At 62.9% G+C, this 4,383-nt stretch carries 2 protein-coding genes and 1 pseudogene; all 3 read left to right on the forward strand.

Annotated elements, in window-relative coordinates; translation table 11 throughout:
- Positions 1-289: pseudogene (locus tag B7X30_RS14875) on the forward strand (methyl-accepting chemotaxis protein); the annotation flags it as partial.
- 28 nt (positions 290-317) lie between these two features.
- Positions 318-3,566 carry a sensor domain-containing protein gene (locus B7X30_RS14880; RefSeq protein ID WP_286731639.1) on the forward strand — a complete coding sequence of 1,083 codons (3,249 nt, stop codon included), beginning with the start codon at positions 318-320 and terminating at the stop codon, positions 3,564-3,566.
- A 7-nt stretch (positions 3,567-3,573) separates the two neighbouring features.
- A complete protein-coding gene (locus tag B7X30_RS14885) occupies positions 3,574-4,371 on the forward strand; it encodes a CheR family methyltransferase (RefSeq protein WP_156052797.1) in 798 nt (265 codons plus the stop codon).
- Positions 4,372-4,383 lie beyond the last annotated feature (12 nt).

Here is a 4,383-nt window from a genome sequence, read left to right on the forward strand (position 1 = left end):
GGAAGAACAGGCCACCGGCATGCAGCAGATCAATCAGGCGGTGGCGCAGCTCTCAGCCGTCACTCAACAGAACGCCTCGGCTTCGGAACAACTCGCGGCGACTGCCGAAGAGATGAACGCGCAGGCGCAGGCTTTGCAGGAAAGCATGGCGGGCTTCCGGCTTAGCCAGGAAGCGCAGGTCACGGCGGCTAAACCAACCGCGCGTCCTGCTGCAAGCAAGGCACGGGTGGCTAACGAAGACAGCCTGCCGGTGCTCACGCAATCGCAGCCGGAGTTCGTGCGGTTCTGAAGGGACTGACTAACTCCTCAACACGCTGATGCACCTGATCACCCCACTACTCATCGATCTCGGCATCGTCGCCCTAGCGATGGCCGGCGTGCTGATGCTCGCCTGGAAGCTGCTCCAGCAGCTGTGGGGAACCGGGACGAGCAGCGCCTACCAGCCTGCGGCGCTGCTGTTTTCCGCTGGCATCGCCACGGCCGTGCGCAATCGCTTTCCCTGGATGCGCGCGGCGTACCGGCAGCGGCCAGACCGCAAACTCATGCTGACGGCGGCGGTGATTCTGTTGCTAGCTAGCTCGCTCACCGCGCTATTCACCGCTCTGGTAATGGCCGACCACGAACGGAATCGGCTGACGCTCAGCATGGAGAACGACCGCGACGCACTCAGCCGCGGTCTGCTCATGGCGATGGAGGTTCGCGGCAAGGAGCTGGAGCGGTTTTCCCACAACCCATTGCTCTTACGCACCCTGCAAACGCTTCAAACCGGCAAAGAAGGCAGTCCCGCGCATCCGTCTGCCGAACTGCAAAGCCAACTCGCCGACTTGCGCACCATGATGGCGCTGTTGGCCCCTCACGAATACAGCATCACCAATCTCTGGGGTGAAACCGTGCTGTCGAGTGCAGCCTCCACAGCGCACCACCCGGGGCTGCCCAGCCTGGCGCCGGCCATGCCACCAGCCAGCCAGTTCATGCTGCAGCGCGATCCGGAAACGCTCAATTTTTTTCTGCACGCGCAACTCCCGATTCGCAAGGGCGAGCAGACCATCGGCCACTTCAGCGCCTCGCTGCCCCTGCCCGCGTCAAGCCGCATCGCGCATGAGCTGACGCGTCGCGCGAAACACACCGTCATCAAGATCTGCAGCCTCTCCAATGACCTCTGGACCTGTCTGCCCAGCAAGGCCGGTGAAAGCGAACAGACGACGCTACTCACATCCAAGCGTCTGCCCGCAGAGGTGCGCTGGGCACAGGGCAAAGCGGCTACGACGATTGAGGAAATCGACGGCCAGCGATGGCTGATCAGCTCCACGCCGCTCGGCACGACCGGGCTGGCCCTGGCGGTGGAGGTGCCCACGGCCGAACTCTATGCCCCGGTCGTCGATACGCTCGAAGCCGGGCTGCTGTTCGTGCCGGGTCTGGTGCTGCTGGGGCTGCTCGTGCTGGGTTGGCAACTGCGCCCACTGACCCAGAGGCTGCATCAAGCGAACGCGCGGGTGCAGAACGCTTTTGACTATTCCGGCATCGGCATTTTGATGGTGAGTGGGCAAGGCGAGATTCTCGACTTCAACCCGGCCTTCAGCGAGATGCTGGGCTACACGCCGGCAGAGCTGCGCCAGCCCCATGTCGTCGACGATTTTCTGCATCCGGACGACCAGGGCGCCGTGGCCGTCCAACTCGGCGGCATGGCAGACACAGAGGTGGGCGCCTATTGCGCGCACCGGCGCTATCGTCACAAGAATGGCCGCTACCGCATGCTGCAGTGGCATGTCTCCCCGGTGAAGAACGAGGACGGCGCTGTGACCTCCATCGTGTGTTACGCCCTCGACGTGACTGACGAACTCGCCCGCAGGGACGCCGCGATCCGGCAGACCGCGTTTCTGAATGCGGTGCTCGACAATATGCGCGACGTGGTCTACGCCTGCGACGAAAACGGCTTGTTGAGCTATGTGAACGCGGCAGCCATTCGGGCGGGTTTGCCGACAAAAATGGGGGTGTCGTTGCGTGAATTGGAGTTGGTCACGCCTGTTCACACCACTGACCACAAGCCGGTTCCACTGGAGCAACTGCCGCTGGGATCGGCCTTGCGCGGTGAACCCAAGGAGGCAGAGAACTTTCTGATAGAGAGCCTGGAAGGCCAGTGGCGGCACTATGAAATCACGGCGCGCCGACTGCTGGATTCCACCGGCACGCCTCTCGGCGCCGCAGCGGTCGCGCACGACGTCACGGAAATCCGTGCCGTTGACCGGCGCCTCAAGTGGCTGATCGATCACGACGAGCTGACCGAACTGCCCAATCAGACCCTGGTCATCGAATCGCTAGAGCGCTGGCTCGAAGCCGAGACCAGCCGGGACGAGAGCCGCCAACTGGCCGTTTACTTGCTCGACATCGACCGCTTCCGCCAGATCAATGACAGCTTTGGTCACGCCCTGGGCGATGACCTGTTGATCGAAACCGCGGCGCGGCTGAAGGTCGCGCTTGCTCCAGACGATTTTCTGGCACGCTGGGGCGGCAATGCCTTCGCGGTGCTGCATCCTTGCACCGCCGACCAGCAGGCCCTGCTCGACCACGCCGAGCAACTGCTCAACAGCCTGACCGAGCCTTTCGTTCTCGACGGCCAGACCATTTTCATCACCGCCAGCCTGGGCATTGCGCGTGCGCCGCGCGATGGGCGGTCGGCCACGCAACTATTCAGCCGTGCCGATGTGGCCATGTACCGCTGCAAGGCCAACACCCCCGGCCGGGCGCTGCTCTACACCGCCGACATGAGCCAGCGCGGGCGCGAGCTCATCGAGATGGAGACCGATCTGCGCCACGCTCTCGCCATGGAGCAGTTTTTTGTGCTTTACCAACCCAAGGTCTGCCTGCAGACCCATCAGGTGATTGGGGCGGAGGCCTTGCTGCGCTGGCAGCACCCACAACATGGTCTGGTTTCTCCGGCCACGTTCATTCCGCTGCTCGAAGAAACCGGCCTGATCGTGCCCGTGGGGCAATGGGTGCTGAACGCCGTGTGCAAGCAGCTTCAAGAATGGGAGCAGCAAGGCAAGACCCCGCTGCCCATCGCCGTGAACTGCTCGATGCGGCAGTTGCAGGGCGATCTAATTCTGCGCCAGGTCTCTTCGGCCCTGGAGCACTCGGGCATCGCGCCCGGCCTGCTGGAGCTGGAAATCACCGAAAGCATGATGCTGCGGGATCCCGAGCATGTCAGCGGGCTGATCGTGCAATTGCGCGAACTTGGCGTGAACACCTCCATCGACGATTTCGGCACGGGCTACTCGTCGCTGGCCTCGCTCAAGCGCCTGCCCGTCACCACAATCAAACTCGACCGCGCTTTTGTCAAAGACCTGCCCAACGATGCCGACGACGCGGCCATTACGCGTGCGGTGATTTCGATGGCTAAGGCCCTGCACCTGATCGTCATCGCCGAAGGCGTCGAAACGCAGGAGCAAGCCGATTTTCTGCAGCAACTCGGGTGCGAGGCCTACCAGGGCTGGCTGTTCAGCCAGGCGGTCGCGCCCAAGCGCTTTGCTCAATATCTGGCCGATGCCAAGACCCACACACCTGGCTGAAAAAACCATGCAAACGCTCACCGATACCGAACTCAGCGGCTTTTCCCGCCTCATGTTCGAAGCCGCTGGCATCACCCTGGCACCGTCGAAAAAAGCGCTGGTCGAAGGGCGTCTTTCAAAGCGGCTGCACGCGCTCGGGCTGGCGACTTTCACCGATTACCTGCACCATCTGCGGCAAGACGCCGCCGAGCGCCAGCAGGCCATCGACCTGCTCACCACCAACGAAACCTATTTCTTTCGCGAGCCGCGGCACTTCGCCTATCTGTCGGAGCAAATCATTCCGCATGCGGATACCTCGCGCCCATTCCGGGTGTGGAGCGCGGCCTGCTCCAGCGGCGAAGAGCCGTACAGCATCGCCATGGTGCTGGCCGAGCGCATGGGGCAACGGCCGTGGGAGATCGTGGCCTCCGACATTTCCACCCGGGTGATCGAGCAGGCGCGTCGCGCCATCTACCCGATGGAGCGCGCCGAAAAAATTCCCCAGCCTTACCTCAAGGCCTTTTGTCTGAAGGGAACGGGGGCGCATGAGGGTAGTTTTGCGCTGCAGCCCAGCATCCGCGAGCGAGTGCGCTTTCAGGTCATCAATCTCAACACCGCCCTGCCCGACATCGGCCAGTTCGACCTGGTGGTGCTGCGCAATGTGATGATCTATTTCGACGCCGAAACCAAGCGCGCGGTGTGCCGTCGGCTGCTGGATGTGCTGCGGCCCGGCGGGCATCTGTTCATCGGTCATTCCGAAAGCCTGAACGGTCTGGATCTGCCGCTGCGCAGCCTTCAGCCCGCCGTCTATCTCAAGCCGCAATGAAAACTGCGCCGT

The organism is Thiomonas sp. 13-64-67, from assembly GCF_002282795.1.
In the GTDB taxonomy this organism is placed as follows: domain Bacteria; phylum Pseudomonadota; class Gammaproteobacteria; order Burkholderiales; family Burkholderiaceae_C; genus Thiomonas; species Thiomonas arsenitoxydans.

What these genes read in the sequence shown, in the direction of transcription:
- B7X30_RS14880 (WP_286731639.1), top strand. Translation starts at nt 318, where the DNA reads ATGCACCTGATCACCCCACTACTCATCGATCTCGGCATCGTCGCCCTA.
- B7X30_RS14885 (WP_156052797.1), top strand. Translation starts at nt 3,574, where the DNA reads ATGCAAACGCTCACCGATACCGAACTCAGCGGCTTTTCCCGCCTCATG.